The 15,855-nt window shown below is 54.2% G+C and carries 16 protein-coding genes; 1 reads left to right on the top strand and 15 read right to left on the bottom strand.

Annotated elements, in window-relative coordinates:
- Positions 1-13: 13 nt before the first annotated feature.
- The 15 genes from rnhB to rpsB form a co-directional block, all read right to left on the bottom strand.
- Positions 14-652 carry a ribonuclease HII gene (rnhB, locus tag STH12_RS03515; protein WP_126166280.1) on the bottom strand — a complete coding sequence of 213 codons (639 nt, stop codon included), beginning with the start codon at positions 650-652 and terminating at the stop codon, positions 14-16.
- Positions 653-678: 26 nt separating this feature from the next.
- On the bottom strand, positions 679-1,830 hold the full coding sequence (gene lpxB / locus STH12_RS03510) for a lipid-A-disaccharide synthase (protein ID WP_126166279.1): 1,152 nt from the start codon (positions 1,828-1,830) through the stop codon (positions 679-681).
- Between the two features lie 34 nt (positions 1,831-1,864).
- Complete coding sequence (lpxA, locus tag STH12_RS03505; protein WP_126166278.1) at positions 1,865-2,638, bottom strand: acyl-ACP--UDP-N-acetylglucosamine O-acyltransferase; 774 nt, start codon at positions 2,636-2,638, stop codon at positions 1,865-1,867.
- A complete protein-coding gene (gene fabZ / locus STH12_RS03500) occupies positions 2,635-3,096 on the bottom strand; it encodes a 3-hydroxyacyl-ACP dehydratase FabZ (protein ID WP_126166277.1) in 462 nt (153 codons plus the stop codon). Before fabZ ends, lpxA begins: the two co-directional genes overlap by 4 nt.
- A gap of 44 nt (positions 3,097-3,140) precedes the next feature.
- Positions 3,141-4,166, bottom strand: a complete 1,026-nt coding sequence (gene lpxD / locus STH12_RS03495; RefSeq protein ID WP_126166276.1) for a UDP-3-O-(3-hydroxymyristoyl)glucosamine N-acyltransferase — start codon at positions 4,164-4,166, stop codon at positions 3,141-3,143.
- A gap of 3 nt (positions 4,167-4,169) precedes the next feature.
- The gene (locus STH12_RS03490) at positions 4,170-4,667 is read right to left on the bottom strand and encodes an OmpH/Skp family outer membrane protein (protein ID WP_126169401.1); all 498 of its coding nucleotides are present in this window, start codon (positions 4,665-4,667) and stop codon (positions 4,170-4,172) included.
- A 62-nt stretch (positions 4,668-4,729) separates the two neighbouring features.
- Entirely contained in the window at positions 4,730-7,213 is a 2,484-nt protein-coding gene (gene bamA / locus STH12_RS03485) for an outer membrane protein assembly factor BamA (RefSeq protein ID WP_126166275.1), read from the bottom strand.
- A gap of 31 nt (positions 7,214-7,244) precedes the next feature.
- Complete coding sequence (rseP, locus tag STH12_RS03480; protein WP_126166274.1) at positions 7,245-8,615, bottom strand: sigma E protease regulator RseP; 1,371 nt, start codon at positions 8,613-8,615, stop codon at positions 7,245-7,247.
- Between the two features lie 27 nt (positions 8,616-8,642).
- Positions 8,643-9,830, bottom strand: coding sequence for a 1-deoxy-D-xylulose-5-phosphate reductoisomerase (ispC, locus tag STH12_RS03475; RefSeq protein WP_126166273.1), 1,188 nt, complete (start codon positions 9,828-9,830; stop codon positions 8,643-8,645).
- A gap of 2 nt (positions 9,831-9,832) precedes the next feature.
- Complete coding sequence (locus STH12_RS03470) at positions 9,833-10,690, bottom strand: phosphatidate cytidylyltransferase (RefSeq protein WP_126166272.1); 858 nt, start codon at positions 10,688-10,690, stop codon at positions 9,833-9,835.
- 24 nt (positions 10,691-10,714) lie between these two features.
- Positions 10,715-11,515, bottom strand: a complete 801-nt coding sequence (uppS, locus tag STH12_RS03465) for a polyprenyl diphosphate synthase (protein WP_126166271.1) — start codon at positions 11,513-11,515, stop codon at positions 10,715-10,717.
- 82 nt (positions 11,516-11,597) lie between these two features.
- Positions 11,598-12,155 (bottom strand): ribosome recycling factor, encoded by a 558-nt coding sequence (gene frr, locus STH12_RS03460; RefSeq protein ID WP_126166270.1) that lies wholly within the window; start codon positions 12,153-12,155, stop codon positions 11,598-11,600.
- Positions 12,156-12,228: 73 nt separating this feature from the next.
- Complete coding sequence (pyrH, locus tag STH12_RS03455) at positions 12,229-12,957, bottom strand: UMP kinase (protein ID WP_126166269.1); 729 nt, start codon at positions 12,955-12,957, stop codon at positions 12,229-12,231.
- A 69-nt stretch (positions 12,958-13,026) separates the two neighbouring features.
- Positions 13,027-13,878 (bottom strand): translation elongation factor Ts, encoded by an 852-nt coding sequence (gene tsf / locus STH12_RS03450; protein WP_126166268.1) that lies wholly within the window; start codon positions 13,876-13,878, stop codon positions 13,027-13,029.
- A gap of 129 nt (positions 13,879-14,007) precedes the next feature.
- Positions 14,008-14,736 (bottom strand): 30S ribosomal protein S2, encoded by a 729-nt coding sequence (rpsB, locus tag STH12_RS03445; protein ID WP_126166267.1) that lies wholly within the window; start codon positions 14,734-14,736, stop codon positions 14,008-14,010.
- Between the two features lie 314 nt (positions 14,737-15,050).
- On the opposite strand from rpsB, the gene map reads away from it, so the two are divergent.
- Entirely contained in the window at positions 15,051-15,851 is an 801-nt protein-coding gene (gene map / locus STH12_RS03440) for a type I methionyl aminopeptidase (RefSeq protein ID WP_126166266.1), read from the top strand.
- Positions 15,852-15,855: the final 4 nt, after the last annotated feature.

The following is a 15,855-nucleotide window of genomic DNA, read 5'->3' as shown; positions in this document are numbered from 1 at the left end:
CCGGTTATGCCAATCAGTCGCCGCCGTTGGCTTCAAGCCACTCGCGCACCGGGCGAAAGCTGCGTCTGTGTTCGGGCAATACGCCGTGGGCATCGAGCGCCTCGAAGTGCGCCTTGGTGGGATAACCCTTGTGGGCAGCAAATCCGAACTGTGGATGTTTGGCATCAAGCTGCGCCATCTCACGGTCACGGGTTATCTTGGCAACCACGGAGGCAGCGCTGATGGCTGCGATGAGACCATCGCCCTTCACAACCGCATCGGCCTGAACGCCAAAGTCCGGGGTGCGGTTACCGTCAACCAACACCCTGCCGGGCTTGATGGCAAGACCGGCCACGGCACGCTGCATTGCCAGCATGGTCGCGTGGAGGATATTGAGCTCATCGATTTCCCGCGGACTGGCGCGGCCGATGGACACCGCAAGCGCCTTTGCCATGATCTCAGGGTAAAGGGCTTCGCGTTTTTTCTCACTCAGCTTTTTGGAGTCATTCAGCCCGGCAATGGGGTTGGCTGGGTCCAGAATAACCGCAGCCGTCACCACATCGCCAACCAGTGGCCCACGGCCCACTTCATCGACCCCGGCCACCAGACCAAACTGGGTCTCGGCTTCCAGCGCCGCCGCAGCCTCGGCTGTCAGGTTTTTATATACCGCCATCGTCGCTCCTTAAACCGAATAGCTAATCAAACCGAACTGCCAATCAGCGCATCCACCGCATCGGCTGCGCGTTCGCTGGCGTTTTGACGCAGGCTGTGGTGCAAGGCGGTGAATTCGCCGATAAGCGCCCTGTTATCGCTGTTCATCATCTTGATAACCGCATCGGCAATCTTCTCGGGGGTGCAATCTTCCTGAATCAGCTCAGGCACCAGATCCTTGCCGGAAAGCAAGTTAGGCAGCGAATAGCGTTTAATCAGCATCATCCGGCTGGCAATGCTGTAGGTCAGCGGCGCCACCCGGTAGGCCACCACCATAGGACGCTTCACCAACATGGCTTCGAGGGTCGCGGTGCCTGACGCCAGCAAGATGCCGTCGCTGGCTGCCATCAGCTCACGGCTATGGCCGTCGAAGAGCTGAATTTCCAGTTCTGGGGCATGGGCCTCAAGGGCCGCAAGAAACTGCTCACGGCGCTTTTCATTGACCAACGGGGTGATAAAGCGGACATCGGGCAGCGCTTCTTTGATGGCAACAGCGGCCTTGATAAAGGGTTCGCTGAGCATCTTGAGCTCACCACCACGGCTGCCTGGCAGTATTGCCAGATACTCGGCGTCCTTATCCAGCCCCAGGGTTTCACGGGCTTCCGTTTTACTGAGCTCCAGCGGAATATCATCGGCCAGGGTATGCCCCACGAAAGTACAGGGCACCTGATGCTGGTCGTAGAAGGCTTTTTCAAACGGCAGCAAGGACAGCACCATATTGGTGGCTTTGGCGATTTTGAAGATGCGCTTTGGTCGCCAGGCCCACACGGAGGGGCTGACATAGTGTACGGTTTTAATGCCCTTTTGCTTCAGCTTCAGCTCGAGCCCTATGTTAAAGTCCGGGGCATCGATACCGATAAAACAGTCTGGCTTGAGAGCAGTTATCTCTTTCACCAGCGTCGAGCGTACCTTTAACAGCCTTGGCAGCCGTGACAACACTTCGACTATGCCCATCACCGCCAGCTCTTCCATGGCAAACAGGGACTCGAAGCCGAGGGCTTCCATACGCGGGCCGCCGATCCCGATAAAGCGTGCGTCGGGGTGACGGGTCTTCAGTGCCTTGATTAAACCGGCACCTAAAATATCGCCGGAGAGTTCTCCGGCGACAATGGCAAATATACGTTGCTTGGACTGGCTCATGGCGTTCCTGTCAACGGGATAAAATTAGCTACTCTTAGCCGCGGATAATACCCCGGCCAGAGTTCGCTACAAAGTCCATCATCATCTTCACCTCGGGGATGGCAGCGGATTCCTCTGCCAGGGCCGCGGTGGCCTCTTCCACAGTGAGGTTATTGCGATAAAGGGTCTTGTAGGCGCGGCGCACAGCGAGCTGGGCTTCTTTGGAGAAACCGCGACGCTTCATGCCTTCGCTGTTTAAACCACGGGGAATCGCAGGCTGGCCGGCGGCCATCACGAACGGTGGCACATCCTGCAGAATAAGCGAAGCACCAGCGGTAAAGGCATGGGCACCGATATGCACAAACTGATGCACGCCGGTCATGCCACCCAGAATCGCCCAGTCGCCCACGTGTACGTGGCCGGCGATGGAGGCGTTGTTGGCCATAATCACATTGTTGCCAACCACACAGTCATGGGCGATGTGCACATAGGCCATAAACAGGTTGTTTGAGCCGATGCGGGTTTCGCTGTTGTCCTGAATGGTGCCACGGTGCATGGTCACGTTTTCGCGGATGATGTTGTTGTCGCCAATAATCAGCCTGGTTGGCTCACCGGCGTACTTCTTGTCCTGGCAGTCTTCGCCCACTGAGGCAAATTGGAAGATCCGGTTGCCCTTACCTATCACGGTCGGGCCCTTCACTACCACGTGGGAGTGAATGATGTTGTCATCACCGATTTCTACGCCTGCACCTATGTAGGTCCAGGGGCCGATGCTGACATTGTTCCCGATTTTGGCGTCGGGATGGACGAAGGCTAATTCACTGATCACTTGCTAATCTCTCTGCGGGCACACATGATTTCTGCGCTGCAAACCAACTCACCATCCACTTTGGCCTCACCGTAGAATACGCCAATCCCGCGGCGCTCTTTGATCATTTTTACTTCAAAATGCAACTGGTCACCTGGCTCTACCACGCGCTTGAAGCGGGCATTATCGATGCCTGCAAAGTAGTAAAGCACATCCGGAGATGGCTCGCTGCTCATGGTTTTGAATGCCAGCAGACCCGTGGCCTGCGCCATGGCTTCCAGAATAAGCACGCCGGGCATGACCGGAGCGACCGGGAAGTGACCCACAAAGAATGGCTCGTTAATGGTCACATTTTTAATTGCGTGCAGGGTTTCACCGGGGGTGTAATCCAGCACACGGTCAATGAGCAGAAACGGATATCTGTGGGGAAGATACTTAAGGATCTCCTTGATATCCATGGTGTTCAATTGATTCGACACAGGTTGGTTCCTCAGGATGCGCCTAAGCGCATTTGCTACTGCGTTTACTCTTCTTCTTTGAGTTTGCCTTCCAGCACCTTCACGCGCTGGAACAGCTCATCCAATTGCCGGAAGCGCACGGTATTACGGCGCCACAGCTTGTTTTCCATGGCGACTGTGGCGGACGAATACACGCCTGGCTCACGGATCACGCTGGTCACATTGGTGCCACCGCTGACATGGGTGCCATCGGCAATGGTCAGGTGGCCAGCGACGGCGCTGTTACCACCAATGATACAGTATTTGCCGATAGTCACACTGCCGGCAATGGTGGTGCTGCCCGCAATGGCGGTATGGGCACCAATAATATCGTTGTGGGCGATCTGCACCTGATTGTCCAGGATCACGCCATCATGAATTTCGGTATGGGACAGGGCACCGCGGTCTATGGTGGTACTGGCGCCAATTTCCACATTGTTGCCAATGCGCACGCCGCCTGTCTGAGGGATTTTAACCCAGGTGCCACGCTCGTTGGCGTAGCCAAAACCATCTGAGCCAATCACGGCGCCGGAATGCACTATGCAATCCATTCCCAGATGTACATCGTGATACAGGGTAACATTGGCCCACAAACGGGTTCCCGAACCAATGATGGAGTCCTGCCCCACCACACTGCCGGCACCAATCTGCACCTTGTCACCCAAAATTACATTGGCACCAATCACGGCATTGGCGCCAATAGCAACCCCTTCACCCAATCGGGCGGAGGGGTCAATTTGCGCCGAAGGATGAATGCCTTCGGCGGCTTTGGGCGTTGTATCGAGAAGTTGTGCAACCCTGGCAAAGCCCACGTAGGGGTCTTTAAGGATCAGGGCATTGCCATCAAAGCTGTCGGCATCTTTGGCTGACAGCAATACGGCGCTCGCTTTGGTTCCTTCCAGCTGAGCGCGGTACTTGGAGTTGGCCAGAAAACTGATTTGGCCTTCGCGGGCATCTTCAAGGGTGGCCACGGCATGGATTTCCAGCGCGGCATCACCTTTGACTTCTGCCCCCAAGAGTTCTGCCAATTGGCCAAGGGTCACAATCTTCATCTATTACTTGGCCTTGCTCAGCGCTTCTACAACCTTGCTGCTGATATCAGTCTGAGGCTTGGCAAATACCACGGCGCCGCTTTGCAGTACCATGTCGATTTTCTCTTTTTCAGCGATATCTTTGATAACCTGCTGAACTTTAACCAAAATCTTGTTTTGCTCTTCGGCCTGACGACGACGTACGTCTTCTTGCAGGGCCTTACCTTTCAGTTGCAGATCGGCCTGCAGGGATTCCATCTTGCGCACAGCTTCGGTCTTCTGAGCTTCGCTCATCAGGGCTGCATCACGTTGGTTCTTTTCCATCAGGCTGCGCAGCTCGCCCTGCAGCTTTTTCACTTCGGCTTCACGATCGCCGAACTCTTTCTCCAGCGCCTTGCCAATGGCTTCGCGCTGAGGCAGTTGTTCAAACACGGCACCCATGTCCACTACCGCCAGTTTTTCAGCGTTGGCGGCCAGCGGGGCGCCAATCAACATCAGTGTCATCAGGGCACGGTTAAGCATCTTGTTCAAAATAAACTCCTTGTTGTGGTGTTTTTTCACAATCGTCGCCGAGTGTATGTGTTTTAGAATGTTTTGCCAATATTGAAGGAGAAGATCTCAGTTTCGTCGTCTTCGTATTCCTTAATTGGCCAGGCGAGGCTGAATACCATGGGCCCCATGGGTGACAACCACTGTACGCTCATACCCCAGGAGGCACGGATACGGCTTGGATCGCTATAGTCTTCCAGCTTGGCAAATTCCTCTGCTGGCAGGGTGCGATATTTGTCGTAATCGAACTCGGTATCCCAAACGTTACCGGCATCTACGAAGAAGCTGGTACGAACTGAGTTGCTGTAGGCTTCATCCAGGAACGGCGTTGGCACAATCAGCTCGAGGCTGGCAGTGGCCACGGCGTTACCACCGATGGAGCGGCCCTGGCTCACCTGAATTTGGTTAGGATCGCCCGGCAAACCACAGCCGTCGCCGCTTGGGTCAGGCGAGCAAGGCTCGCTGCCACGCACCACGTAGAAGGAACGTGGGCCGACCGAGTTGGACTTGAAGCCACGCAGGCTGCTGGAGCCGCCCGAGTAGTAGTTTTCCCAGAACGGCAGGATTTGGTCGTTGCCGTTGAAATCACCGTAGCCATTACCGTAACCCAGACGGGCGCGGGTCAGCACCACAAAGTTGTGGCTGCGGGTAATAGGAAAGTAGAAGCTGGTATCAAAGTCGGTCTTGAAGTACTGCAGATCCGAACCTGGCGTCGACATCTTACCCGACAGACGTTGGCTGGAGCCATCAGTTGGGAAGGTGCCGCGGTTCAAGGTACTTCTGTACCAACCGGCGTTCAGCTCGAAGTTGTTAAAGCTCAAGTCAGCGTTCGGATCGTCAGCATCACGGTAGATGTTGTAGAAACGCAGTGCCTGTTCGTAAGCCGAAATTTCCGAAATAGTGTTGTGACGGAAACCAATACCACCGTTGATACGGTTGTATTCGTTGATAGGGAAGCCGCTGCTCAGCGCCACACCGTAGGAACTGTTCTTATAGCGCTCGAGGTTAGCCTCGTTGGCGTCAAACTCGTTCCAGTAGATGTTACCACCCAGGCTTACACCGTCTTTGGTGAAGTAAGGGTCGGAGTACGACAGACTCACGTTCTTGGAGTACTTGTTGGTATTGACGTTAATACCCGCCTGATTACCAGTTCCCAGGAAGTTGCTCTGCTGCACACCAAACTGCAGGCTGATCCCCGACTCGGTACCGTAGCCGATACCGGCGTTAAAGGAGCCTGATGGCTGCTCTTTCACCTTGAAGGCCACATCCACCAGATCGTCGGTGCCGGGCACCTGTACGGTTTCAGTGTCGACGGTTTCAAAGAAGCCCAGACGGTTGAGACGGTTTTTCGACAGCTCCACGTTGGCGGAGTTAAGCCAGGCACCTTCCATCTGACGCAGCTCGCGGCGCAGCACTTCATCCTTGGTCACTGTGTTACCGGTGAAGTTGATGGAACGTACATACACACGCTTACCGGGCTTAACGTTCACATTGAGGGTAACCTCTTTGTTCTCGTCATCGATTTCCGGGAAGGTCTTCACCTCAGGATAGGCGTAACCGAAGCGGCCCAGGTACTTGGAGTACATTTCTTCGGTAAAGGTCACGTCGGCACCGTTGTACTGATCGCCGGCCTTGATAGGCAGAATAGCGCGCATCAGCTCTTCGCGGCCCATCAGGTCGCCGGTAAGGTTAACGTCCTTCACCTTATACTGCTCGCCCTCATCCACGTTGATGGTGATGTACAAGCCCTTGCGGTCCGGGGTCATCGCCACCTGGGTAGAGGTCACTTCAAAGCGGATAAAACCGTTGTTGTGATAGTGGGTCTTGATGGTTTCAAGGTCAGCCTGCAGCTTTTGCTTCTGGTAGCGACGCTCACCGAACAGATCCCACCAGGCCACGTAATCTTTCAGCTCCAACATGCCAATCAGTTCGGCGTCAGAATACTGGCTGTTACCCACGATATTGATCTGACGAATTTCTGCCGCCAGACCTTCGGTAAATTTGAACTTCAGTTCAACCCGGTTACGGGGCAGGTTAATCACCTGGGCTTCAACCTTGGCGCCGTATTTACCCACGCCGTAGTAGAAGTCCTGCAGGCCTTTTTCGATACCTGACAACATGGTGCGATCGAGGGCTTCGCCCACCTTCACGCCACTGCCATCCAGGCTTTCCTGCAGCTGTTCGTCTTTGATGTCCTTGTTGCCTTCGAAGGTCACCTCACTGATGGTGGGACGCTCTTTTACCGAGACAACCAACACCCCGTTGTCATTACTGACCGAGACGGTGTCGAAGTTGGTGGTGGCATACAGGCTCTTGATAGCCTGTTGCAGCTTGAGTTGGTCAACCCGGTCACCCACCTTGATGGGAAGGCTGAGCAAGGCGGCACCCAGTGCTACACGCTGCAAACCTTCTACTTGAATGTCGGTGACTGTAAATGGCGTAAAGGTGTCTGCCAGGCCGGTCCCTGAATACGATGCGCCGAGGAGCATCATAGAGGCAAAAAGTTTATTCAATCTCATAGAGCACTTCTGATTATTTGTCTGTCCTTGCTCAGAGTCGGGCAAAATCATTGAAAAGGGCGATACTCATCAACATTAGCAGCAGCGCTGCCCCAAATCTGAATCCTATTTCCTGCACCTTTTCAGGTACAGGCTTCCCGGTGATCACTTCCACAAAGTAATACAGCAAATGGCCCCCATCGAGTACGGGTAAAGGCAGCAGGTTAATGATGCCCAGGTTCACACTGATAAGAGCCAAAAATCCCAAAAAGTACACCAAGCCGAAGTTGGCGCTGTTGCCGGCGCCCTGAGCGATGGAAATGGGTCCGCTCAGATTCTTCACCGACACATCGCCGGTAAAGAGTTTTCCGATCATCTTGACGCTGACCACCACCAGCTGCCAGGTCTTATCGGCCGCAACCGCCAAGGAGTCTATCACGCCATACTGCAGCTGAATACGCATTGACTCAGGCAGCTCGCTGGCCTGGGGCACTATGCCTATCAAACCGACAGTTTTGCCGTCGGCGCCTTTGCCGGGCCTTGGGGTGGCGGTCAGTACCTTCTGCTCGCCATTGCGTTTAATGGTGAGCTGAATCGATTTGTCGGCCGAGCTTTGGATAGTGGTAACAAACCACTCCCAGCCAGCGTAACTCACCCCGTCGATACCGACGATTTCATCACCCACCTGCACACCAGCTGCTTCAGCGGCGCTGTCTTTGGAGACCTGAGCCACCACAGGCAAAATTTGCGGCCGCAGCATGCCCAGTCCCAACGTGCCGATGGCTGACTCTTTTTCAGGGTCGAAGCGCCAGTTGCGGGTATCCAGGGTAAAGGTGCGCTCGTCAGCGGTTTGGCCTTCAAGGCGATTTAAGGGGGCCAGTGTCAGGCTCAGGCTGTCGTCACCAATGTGACCGACCAGAGCCAGATTCACTTCTTCCCAATTGCGTACCTTCTGTCCTGAGACAGCAAGGATTTGCATCGGTTCCTTAACATTGATAACAGCGGCGGGAGAATCTGCCTGGGTGCTGTTGATAACCGGTTTAACCGAAGGCACACCAATCAGGTACATGATGTAGAGCGCGAATACCGCAAAAATGAAGTTGGCGATAGGGCCTGCGGCCACAATGGCAATGCGCTGCCACACGGATTTGCGGTTAAAGGCTTGATTTGCCAGTGCAGCGGGGACCTCGTCAACCCGCTCGTCGAGCATCTTCACATAGCCACCCAGGGGGATCATGGCGATGACATACTCGGTGCCATCTGCCCCCTGGCGTCGCCAAAGCGGCTTGCCAAAACCGATAGAGAATCGCTCCACTTTCACGCCACAGCGACGGGCAATATAGAAATGTCCATATTCGTGGGCGGTGATCAGTAATCCCAGCGCCACAATGAAGGATGCGGCATTCCAGAGGATGTCGAACATAGTTCTCCTTCGATTAAGTCCTTAAAATCAGTGGCGTGCCACCAGTTGCATTGCCAGTCGTCTGGCTTCACTGTCGAGTGCCAGAATGGCATCCAGTGAATCCAGATGAGTTTTGGCTATCTTACCCAGACATTCGCCATTAATCACAGCGATATCGGTAAAACCTATCTGACCGTTCAAAAAGGCCGCCACAGCCACCTCGTTGGCGGCATTGAGCACTGTGGTGGCTTCCTGCCCTTGCTGGCAGGCATCCATTGCCAGTTTCAGGCAAGGAAAACGGGCAAAGTCTGGCTCGCAAAAACTTAAGTGTCCGACTTTGAAAAAGTCCAAAGGTTCCACCCCGGCAGAAATTCGCTCTGGATAGGCCATTGCATGAGCGATGGGCGTGCGCATGTCGGGGTTCCCCATCTGTGCCAGCACACTGCCATCGCGGTACTGCACCATCGAGTGAATAACGCTTTGCGGGTGGATGACCACTTTAAGCTCATCTTTGGCGGTATTGAACAGCCAGCGGGCTTCAATAAATTCCAGCCCTTTGTTCATCATGGTGGCGGAGTCCACCGAGATTTTCGGGCCCATGGACCAATTGGGGTGTTTGCAGGCCTGGGCCGGGGTCATTGCGGCCAGGGAGTCCAGCGGTGATGTTAAAAATGGGCCACCTGAGCCAGTCAGCAAAATATGGGAAATACCGGCGGCCGATAAATCACAGCGGCCTATTTCGCGCTGCGCCTGTTCGGGCAGGCACTGGAAGATGGCGTTGTGCTCGCTGTCCACAGGCAGCAAGGTGGCGCCGCTCTTGCGGGTTTCTTCGATAAAAAGCTCACCGGACATCACCAGGGCTTCTTTGTTGGCCAAGAGTACCCGCTTACCGGCACGTACCGCCGCCAGGGTTGGCACCAAACCGGCGGCACCCACAATGGCGGCCATCACAGTGTCGACCTCGGCGGCCGACACCAGCCCAAGCAGCGCCGCTTCACCGGTACTGACTTCAATGTTGAGCTCGGCCGGTAAACCCGCTTTCAGCTCGGCTGCTGCCTGCGGGTCAACCATGTGGGCATAGCGGGGGCGATGCTCAAGGCACAGCTCGTGCATACGGGCCACGCTGCTGGCGGCCACCAAGGCAAAAGCCCGGTACGCACCGGGGTTTCGCTTAATCACATCGAGGGTACTTTTTCCAATGGAGCCCGTGGCCCCCAGGATCACCAGATTTTGCATGCTTACATCCAAAAGGCGATGTAGATAAGGGTGAACACAGGCAGCGCCGCAGTCAGACTGTCGATACGGTCAAGCACGCCGCCGTGACCCGGTAAAATGGTGCCGGAATCTTTGATATTGGCAACCCGCTTGAACATACTCTCGGACAAATCGCCAAGGGCCGACGCCAGCGCAGTAAACAGGGTAACAGCAATCACCAGTCCCATTTCCTGTTGCGGTGACAGGGTCATCACAATGGCCACCACTATCATGGTGGTGATAAGCCCGCCCACCAGACCTTCGATGGTTTTGGCAGGGCTGACATTGGGTGCAAGCTTGGTGCGTCCCAGCGCCTTACCGGCAAAGTAGGCCCCGCTATCGGCCGCCCACACCACCAGCATCACCAAAAACACCAGGGCACCGCCAAAATAGGGCTCGCTGGCGGTGCTCAGTGACTTAAGCGCCACCAAAGACACAAAGCATGGCAGCAAGGTGAGCTGACCAAACATGGATTTCAGCATATGACTGCGCTGCCACAGACGGGCGCTCTTGGGATAGGTCACCACCAACCCCATGGCAATCAGCCACCAGAGGCCACCGAGCAAGGTGACAGCAAGGAAGATAGGATGCAGATGTCCTGTGTTCCACACTTCCGCGCTGGGCACCAGAATATTCAGTGCAACCAAGAGGATGGCGAGCGTAATGGTAAAGCTCCACTGGGTCATCTGACAGTCGGCGTCGATAATCCGCCCCCACTCTTTGGCGGCAATCAAAAACACCCCAACCAAGGCCCAGGCAAAGTAGTCAGACGGCAAATAAAAGATGGCACCGAAAACCAGCGGGATAAGCCAGATTGCTGTTATTATTCGTTGTTTTAGCAAAAAACGTCCCTCGTAAAAGAAAACTCAGGCGCGCATTTCTTCGATTTGACTTCCAGTCAATCCGAAACGGCGCTGACGACTCGCAAACAGGGCGATGGCGTCTTTAAAACACTGCTCGTCGAAATCAGGCCACAGGGTGTCAGTAAACACCAACTCAGCGTAAGCCGCCTGCCAGAGCACAAAGTTGCTGATGCGGAAGTCGCCACCAGTGCGGATCATTAAATCAACTTCCCCTTGATTTTGCATGCACAAATGCTGACTTAATGCCTCTTCGGTAAACTGACTGCTGTCGATTTCACCAGATGCGAGCTTTTGTGCCAACTGATTCGCTGCCTGAAGTATATCCCAGCGGCCGCCGTAGTTGGCTGCCACGTTCAACACCAGCTCGGTATTGTTGGCCGTTTTGGCCTCGGCATCGCGAATTTGCTTTTGCAGACGCTCGGAGAAACGGCTGGTATCGCCAATGATGTTCAGGCGTACCCCATTTTGGTCGAGCAACTTGAGTTCACGGCGCAGCACTGTGAAAAACAGTTCCATCAGCAGGCTGACTTCGGTATCTGGCCTGCGCCAGTTCTCACTTGAAAATGCAAATAGAGTCAAAGACTTGATGCCAAGCTGGCGCGCGGTACTTACAGCGCGGCGCACCGCCTTCACCCCTGCCTTATGCCCCATCACCCTGGGTTTGCCCTGAGCCTGCGCCCAACGGCCGTTACCGTCCATGATGATTGCGACATGTCGTGGCAGGGACTGATTGACCAGTTCAGAGACCTCTTGAGGCATAGACTCTGTGGTCGGTTCAGCGGTAATTTCCCTGTTGGAAGACATCGATATACAACCCTATAAATAAACAAACGCCGTGTAGTATACCTCTACACGGCGTCTTAACTCTAGCGTGGAGTCCGGAGGCTTAGACCTCCATCAACTCCGCTTCTTTGGCAGCCAGGATTTCGTCGATCTTTTTGATGTGCTGATCGGTGATTTTCTGTACTTCGTCTTCGCTGCGACGTACATCATCCTCGGTGCACTCTTTGTCTTTTTCCAGCTGCTTGAAGTGAGAGTTGGCATCGCGGCGTACGTTACGTACGGCTACGCGGCCCTGCTCGGCTTCGGCGCGAACTACCTTAACCAGATCGCGACGACGCTCTTCGGTCAGCGGTGGCAGCGGGATGCGGATGGTGGCACCGGCAGACATAGGGTTCAGACCCAGATCTGAGCTCATGATGGCCTTTTCAACCGCCTGGATGGCACTACGGTCAAACACGTTTACCGCCAGGGTACGTGCATCTTCAATGCTGACGTTGGCCACTTGCTTGAGTGGGGTCATAGTACCGTAGTAGTTGACATGGATGGTATCCAGCAGGCTTGGGTGAGCACGGCCGGTACGTACTTTGGCCATTTGCGCCTTGGTGGATTCAACACACTTGCCCATGCGCTCCTGAGCGTCTTTTTTGATATCTTCAATCACGATAAATGTCCTTTTCGGTCATTAAGGAAGCTGAGGCATGCTGCAGCTCCCCAATTGTACTCAAACTTGTCACTTATTTTTTGATGATGGTGCCTTCACCTTCTTCACCCATGATAACACGGCGCAGGGCACCGGGCTTGTTCATGTTGAAGACCAGAATAGGCATGTCATGGTCACGGGCCATGGTAAAGGCCGACAGATCCATCACTTTCAATTCTTTGTCCAGAACCTCGGCGTAGGTCAGTTCATCGTACTTCTTCGCCTCAGGATCTTTCATTGGGTCGGCAGAATAGACGCCGTCAACCTTGGTGCCTTTTAACACGACATCGGCTTCAATTTCAATGCCTCGCAGGCAGGCTGCCGAGTCGGTGGTGCAGAAAGGATTACCGGTACCGGCGGCAAAAATCACCACGCGTCCGGACTTGAGCAGGCTGATAGCTTCGGCCCAGTTGTAACGGTCACACACACCGTTCAGGGGAATTGCAGACATCAGACGGGCATTCACATAGGCACGGTGCAAAGCATCACGCATCGCCAGGCCGTTCATCACAGTCGCCAGCATACCCATGTGGTCACCCACCACGCGGTTCATACCCGCCTTGGCAAGACCTTCACCGCGGAACAGGTTACCGCCGCCAATCACTACGCCAACCTGGATACCCAGTTCCACCAGTTCCTTGATTTCCTGAGCCATACGATCCAGTACGCTGGGATCGATACCGAAGCCCTCTGAGCCCATCAGGGCCTCACCACTTAACTTAAGAAGAATGCGACGAAATGCAGGTTTTGGATTGGTGCTCATGATTTTTGTCCTGGTTATAACAAGACCGCAGCGGCTGCTGCGGTCTTGGGGTACTTACCTAAGTGGCGATTAAGCCTTCTGAGAAGCAGCGATTTGCTTGGCCACTTCGGCCGCGAAATCTTCTTCTTTCTTCTCGATACCTTCACCCACTTCCAGGCGGATGAAGCTAGAAACAGAAGCGCCTTTCTCTTTCAGGAATTCGCCAACAGTCTTCTTAGGCTCCATGATGAATGGCTGACCGGTCAGAGATACTTCACCGGTGAACTTCTTCATACGGCCTTCAACCATCTTCTCAGCGATGTCTTTTGGCTTGCCTTCGTTCATGGCGATTTCCACCTGAACTTCACGCTCTTTGGCAACCACTTCAGCAGGAACGTCTGAAGGGTTTACGTATTCAGGCTTGGAAGCCGCAACGTGCATGGCCAGGTGCTTCAGAGTTTCTTCGTCAGCTTCACCGGTCACAACCACACCGATACGGTCGCCGTGACGGTAAGAGGCAGCGTTGGCACCGTCGATGTACTCAACGCGACGAACGTTGATGTTTTCACCGATTTTGGCAACCAGAGCAACACGAGCTTCTTCGAACTGAGCTTTCAGATCTTCAACGGTTACTTTACCGGCGGCAGCTACGTCCAGAACTTCGTTAGCGAAAGCCAGGAAGTTAGAGTCCTTGGCAACGAAGTCAGTCTGACAGTTCACTTCCAGCAGCGCAGTGAAACCAGCACCCTGCTTGATCAGGATGGTACCTTCAGCAGCGATGTTACCGGCTTTCTTAGCAGCTTTGGCAGCACCACTCTTACGCATGTTATCGATAGCCAGCTCGATATCACCGTTGGTCTCTTCCAGAGCTTTTTTACAATCCATCATGCCGGCGCCAGTGCGCTCGCGCAGTTCTTTAACCAGGGCAGCAGAAATTGCCATTGTTAAATTCCTCTATAGATAGTCGGCAATCACTTGCCGAGTCAGCAGGTATGAAACAGGGGCCCACGGGCCCCTGTTAACCAATCATAGATCTTGGTTAATAAGGGAGATGAAACTCATCACGCCTTATTATTCGGCTTCTACGAAACCGTCTTGCTCAGCTTGTACAGCCAGATCCTGACCACGGCCAGACTTGGCAGCAGTAGCAGCAGCTTCGGTGTACAGGCGGATAGCACGCATAGCGTCGTCGTTACCAGGAACGATGTAGTTCACGCCATCAGGAGAAGCGTTGGTATCAACAACGGCAACCACTGGGATGCCCAGGTTGTTGGCTTCTTTGATAGCGATGTGCTCGTGGTCGGCACCGATCACGAACAGAGCATCAGGCAGACCGCCCATGTTCTTGATACCGCCCAGAGACTTCTCAAGCTTTTCCAGCTCGCGAGTGCGCATCAGAGCTTCTTTCTTGGTCAGCTTGTCGAAAGTACCGTCAACAGACTGGGTTTCCAGCTCTTTCAGACGCTTGATTGACTGACGAACGGTTTTCCAGTTGGTCAGCATGCCGCCGAGCCAGCGGTGGTCAACGTAGTACTGGTCACAAGAAACAGCGGCTTCTTTGATAGCTTCGCTAGCAGCGCGCTTGGTACCAACAAACAGGATTTTACCTTTCTTGGAAGCTACGTTGCTGATGAAAGCCAGAGCTTCGTTGAACATTGGTACAGTGTGCTCGAGGTTGATGATGTGTACACCGTTGCGGGCACCGAAGATGAATGGCTTCATCTTAGGGTTCCAGTAACGGGTCTGGTGACCGAAGTGAACACCGGCCTGGAGCATGTCGCGCATTGAAACTGTAGTCATTTTGAATACCTTAAAAGTAAAAAAGGGGTTCTACCTCCACGTATCCCATGACCTCGACCCCTGACCTGTTGACCAGAAGCACCCCGAGGCATGTGTCGACACGTGTGCGATTTAGTATTTACAGATTAGCCATGTATAATGGCCGCCATATTTCACTCACCACTGCCCAGGATTTCCCGCCGCAGTGATTTTGAGAGTCAAACATAACGGCGCGCTTTATACCATAATTCCGGCCAAAGCACAAATTTTTGCAGGCCAAATTTGGCAACCAAGCGCCCCGAATTCCCTGTGATACTAGGTGAGATAACAACTGCATGAGTATAGTCATCAAGACGCCCGCTGAAGTAGAAAAAATGCGCGCCGCCGGCAAACTGGCCGCCGAGGTGCTGGAAATGATCGCCCCCTTCGTCAAGGCAGGCGTCAGCACCAATGAGCTGAACGACATTTGTGCCAAATACACCGAAGAGCAAGGCGCCATCTCCGCGCCGCTGAACTACCACGGTTTCCCCAAGTCCATCTGCACATCGGTAAACGAGGTGATCTGCCACGGCATTCCGTCTGACTATGTCCTCAAAGACGGTGACATCCTCAATATCGACATCACAGTCATCAAAGATGGCTACCACGGTGATACCTCCAAGATGTTTTTCATCAGTGAAGTGTCTCCCAAAGACAAACGCCTGTGCCGCATCGCCCAGGAAAGCCTGTACGCCGCTATCCGCAAAGTACGCCCTGGCCTCAAACTCGGTGAAATCGGCACCACCATCGAAAAAGTCATCAAGGGCGCCAAGAGCGGCCTTGAAAAGTACAGCATCGTCCGTGACTACTGTGGCCACGGCATTGGCGCCACCTTCCACGAAGAGCCGCAGGTTGTTCACTACAAAAACAGCGACAACACTGTGCTGCGCCCCGGCATGTGCTTCACCATCGAACCGATGATCAACGCCGGTCGTCACCAAACCGTACTGGATAAAGATGACGGTTGGACTGTGACTACCATCGACGGCAAAAACTCTGCCCAGTGGGAACATACCCTGCTGGTGACCGAGACCGGGGTGGAAGTTCTGACCCTGCGCAGCGAAGAAGATTTTCCCCGCGTAATCAATCACAAATAAGGCA

It is taken from the genome of Shewanella khirikhana (genome assembly GCF_003957745.1).
GTDB lineage: Bacteria > Pseudomonadota > Gammaproteobacteria > Enterobacterales > Shewanellaceae > Shewanella > Shewanella khirikhana.
This window is presented reverse-complemented; position numbering and strand designations above follow the sequence as displayed.